Source organism: Oleiphilus sp. HI0117, assembly GCF_001635235.1.
Genome location: NZ_LWGA01000849.1, coordinates 1 through 4,510, shown reverse-complemented (window position 1 = coordinate 4,510; position 4,510 = coordinate 1). Strand labels below are relative to the sequence as shown.

Below are 4,510 nucleotides of genomic sequence, written 5' to 3'. Positions count from 1 at the left end.
CAACCGGGAAGCCGTAAGTATCATATAAAGTAAAGACCGTCGCACCAGAAATAACGGTACTATCCAGAGACGCAATATCTGACTCCAGAACCTTCATTCCCTTATCAAGCGTTTTGGAGAACTGCTCTTCTTCCTGAAGCAAGATTTGCTCTACTTGCTTCCGGGAAACCTTGAGCTCAGGGTAAGCTTCACCCATCGCGTCAATCAAAACCTCGACAAGGCGATAGAAAAACGGCTCAGAAGCACCAAGTTTATTTCCATGCCGAATAGCGCGGCGAATAATTCTGCGAAGTGTATAACCACGCCCCTCATTCGAAGGCATTACACCATCAGAAATCAAGAAGGCACTGGCACGAATATGATCAGCAATAACCCGCAGAGATTTTTCTTCAATAGAAACGCCACCCAATATTTTGGATGCGCCATTTAGAATGGTCTGAAAAAGATCAATTTCGTAGTTTGTATGCACATCCTGCATCACGGCAGCAATACGCTCCAAACCCATACCGGTATCTACAGAAGGCTTTGGTAGGTCATGCATCACTCCGTCAGCAGTACGATTAAACTGCATGAAAACGAGGTTCCAAATTTCAATATAACGATCACCGTCGTCATTTGGACCACCAGGAGGATCACCAGCAATATCCTCACCATGATCATAAAAAATTTCGGTACACGGCCCACAAGGCCCGGTATCTCCCATAGACCAAAAGTTATCTTTCTCTCCTAGCCTTGAAAAACGTGACTGGTCGATACCGATTTCATTAAACCAGATATCTTCAGCTTCTTTATCATCTTTATAGACAGTCACCCACAGTTTTTCTTGCGGTATATTTAACTCTTCAGTTAAAAATTGCCATGCAAACCGAATTGCATCCTGTTTAAAATAGTCGCCAAAACTGAAGTTACCTAGCATTTCAAAAAAGGTGTGATGGCGAGCTGTATAACCTACGTTTTCAAGATCGTTATGTTTACCGCCAGCACGGACGCATTTTTGCGAGGTGGTCGCTCGATTATAAGCTCGTGACTCTTTTCCCAAAAACGTATCTTTAAACTGATTCATTCCCGCATTTGTAAACAACAAGGTCGGATCATCTGCCGGAACCAAAGAACTACTATCGACAATCTCGTGTTTATTACGATTAAAAAAGCTCAAAAATGCGTGACGGATCTCTGCCGTTTTCATAACAAAACTCACCTGTTATTGTACTTTCCTGAAAAATCAGTTTTTTTAAACCAAAAGAGCGCGATACTCTATCACAAACATCCCCACCCAAACACTGGATTCCTCGCGCTATTTACAACTTTTTTACATAGTCGCTACCGGAAGCAAAAAGCGCCCGACAAAAAACTCGGTTAAGCCGAAGGAAGCACCCTAAAGTTAGCTGGTTAACGAAAAGCTATAGAAAAGGAAAGAAAAAAGAAGGGACCTTAAATAACTAAAATCTTAGGTAATATCTGGAAAATCGTGTGCAAACTTGCCTATCCACTCTTCAGCAGCATGTTCACCATCTATCGTGCGGCCTTCAACCTCTTGAACCCACATTCGATAATGTTCGATATGGCAAACTTGCTCTACCATACGCGCAGTAAAGGCATCCTCTCTACTCGTAAACTCTATGCCCGCTTCAAAACGATCCGGGCGTGACAAACACCAAATAACCTTAGCCTGAGCTTCAAATGGAGGATCGACAATCGGAATCTTAATATTTACTACTGACCCGACTTTTAAACGCTGTTTCGAACTAAAACTCAAACCACCCAAGCTAACGTCTTGGGCTACTGACTTTTCAAGAGCAACATGGCCACCTTCAGCACCAAGCGATTCCGCACCATTTTCAGGTGAGAGTTCATCAACTGCCGTAAACTCTATTGGTACGTCTGCCGGGTGGCGTATATAGGCTCTCATAACTCTTGTTAATCTCACTTATTATTCACTAAGAATTTATTGTAGGCAAAGTACAGTTTAGTTGACATGCCTTTCTAACACCATTTCCAATTGCGCTATTTTGAATGGCTTCGTCATAAACTCATCCATACCGACCTGGAAGCATCCCTCAGCTTCTTCTTCAAAAGCATTTGCTGTTAAAGCCACAATTGGCGTACGACCACGTTCAGGCTTGGATCGTTCGATCTCACGTATTATTTGCGTGGTTTCATAGCCATCCATTTCAGGCATTAAACAATCCATAAAAATTAAAGCATATTTATTCTTCTTAAATAGCTCAATTGCCTCAAACCCATTTACCGCCAGGTCTACCTGGCAGCCATTACGCTCCAGCATACGCATAACAAGCTGCTGGTTAACAATGTTATCTTCGACAATTAATATATTGGACTTGGTTTGGTCCTGTAGATCTATAACTTCGGGGTCCGAACTTTCTTCAGCATCACTCACGGTATATCGCGTCACCAAGCGACGCTCACTTCCCTGACGGAATCGCTCAGCATAGGCCTGACACATAACTCCCCTCAAAAACGGGTCACGGAACTGCTTACTCAAAAAGCCACTAGCTCCTGCCAAAAAGAAGCCTTCCGCATCACCCAACTGTGGATTTGAACATAAAACAACGATCTGCACAGGATCAACGATAGACTGGCGAATCATCTGACAAGCTTCTACACCCGACAAATCCTGTAAGATGTCATCACACAAGATCATGTTGAACTGCTCTTCACTTCCAGCATAAGAATGCAAGGCTTTTATCGCTTCTGCAGCAGTCCCCACCGCCTCGAACTGAATCCCCCACTCGCTTAAGAGTTCAAGTGTAATTTTACGACTAAGCTCATACGAATCGATCACCAGTACTTTGAGCGTTTTCAGCAAGGACAAATCCAACAACTCTCTGGAGTTATCGCCACGAACTACCGGCAAGTTCAACTCGAACCAATAAGTAGACCCATCATCTTCTTTTGATTCGTTCAGCAATGTACTACCCATGAGATCAACTAACTGGTAGCAAATATCCAGGCCCAAGCTACGCTTTTCCCTCAGTTCCGAAGAAAAACCTATATCAGCAACATCAACCCGCTTATTAAGCCTCTGTATAGGCTTACTACCACTATCTTCAATTGACAAACGAATGGCCGCTCGAGAATTCTTTTGAGACAAAAGATCAACATTAATAAAAACGTGACCCTTCTCAGTGTGCTGGATCGCGTTAGCAACTAGGTTCATCAATACTTGTCGTATTCGTACAGGGTCTCCTCGTAAAGTCTGTGGAATATCGGGGCTAATTCGGCTCTCGAACACAAGGCCCTTTGACTCAGCCCTGTTTTTCAAAAGAATAGTAACACCGGATAACACCCCTCTTAAATTGAACGGTATCGTCGTAATCATAAGATCGCCCGACTCGATTCTGGAAAGGTCCAAGACATCATTTACAACGTACAACAATGACTCTAAAGACACCTGAATAGTTTGAGCATACTCACGCTGTTCATCTTCCAACTTCGATTCCAGCAATAACGAAGTGAAACCTAGCAACCCGTTCATTGGCGTTCGCAACTCATGGCTCATTTTTGCTAGAAACAAGCTTTTCGTCTCGCTGTTCTTGCGTGCTGCTTCTAACTCCTTCTGCGACAACGTTAAACGAGCCTCAGACTTATACAGACGCTCTTCCATCTCCTGCTTATACTCTAGAATCGATAACCACAGTTCAGAGACCTCAGTATCCTCTAATGAAGAAAGCCTCTTCATAGACTCATCTACATTCTGGTTTTTCAGGTCAATCATAAACTGACGCAAGCGCCTAACAACAATCTGATATCCAAGCAAAACACTCGTTAGCGAGCAACAAGCGACAACCAGCACATACAATAAAAAGCTAGTCAGTCCTTCCCTAGAAACCTCTTCAATGACCCCATCTAAACTCTGGACGACAGCCAGCTCTCCTAACCAGTAGGCTTGAGCCTCCCCTCCCTTCCAATAACTAATTGGATAGACAGATTGCTCGATGCGGGCAGAGGCCCCAATACTTCCAACCGTTATAGTACGACCGTCATCATAGCTGAGCGTATACTTTCTGGTTTCTTTCCCAGAAATATGCAAATGACAATCATCCAGCATCGCAATTAGTATCGCTTCGACCTTTTGATCGTTTGCGCGCCAAACAGCTTCACTTATCGGGTCAAGATTAGAAGACAGTAAATGATCTAAACACTCATTGATTGAATCAACTTGCATTTGGTAAGAGTAAACCCCTTTCGTAAAAACAATACCAAGCGATAACAATATGCTAAACAAAAAGCTATATAAGCAAATACGCTTAAGCAAGGGGGCTTTCTTTAGCTGTTTTAGCGTATTAGTTAAGCGCAAATGAAATCTCCTGAAGGGGATGTGAAAACTTGTGCAACACTAGCAAAATTCTTACGTGGCGTGTAGTACTGTTCAATGGCAAATGTAAAACGAGAATTCTTAATCAAAGGTAATTCGTGGCAAATTGCTTACCGTGGTAGCCTAGAACTCTAATTTAACTAATTTTCATAAGCTAATGCACTCTATACTTAC

At 42.9% G+C, this 4,510-nt stretch carries 3 protein-coding genes; all 3 read right to left on the bottom strand.

The annotated features are described in order from the left end of the window. Positions 1-1,186: alanine--tRNA ligase (gene alaS, locus A3757_RS14545; protein WP_068739834.1), on the bottom strand; the 1,186-nt coding region annotated here is incomplete at its 3' end. Positions 1,187-1,447: 261 nt separating this feature from the next. After that, positions 1,448-1,909 carry a PilZ domain-containing protein gene (locus A3757_RS14540; RefSeq protein WP_068507878.1) on the bottom strand — a complete coding sequence of 154 codons (462 nt, stop codon included), beginning with the start codon at positions 1,907-1,909 and terminating at the stop codon, positions 1,448-1,450. Positions 1,910-1,966: 57 nt separating this feature from the next. Then, complete coding sequence (locus A3757_RS14535) at positions 1,967-4,318, bottom strand: response regulator (RefSeq protein ID WP_068552845.1); 2,352 nt, start codon at positions 4,316-4,318, stop codon at positions 1,967-1,969. Positions 4,319-4,510 lie beyond the last annotated feature (192 nt).

Bases quoted from the DNA above. Each gene is read 5' to 3' on its own strand.
- A3757_RS14540 (WP_068507878.1), bottom strand. From the start codon at position 1,909: ATGAGAGCCTATATACGCCACCCGGCAGACGTACCAATAGAGTTTACG.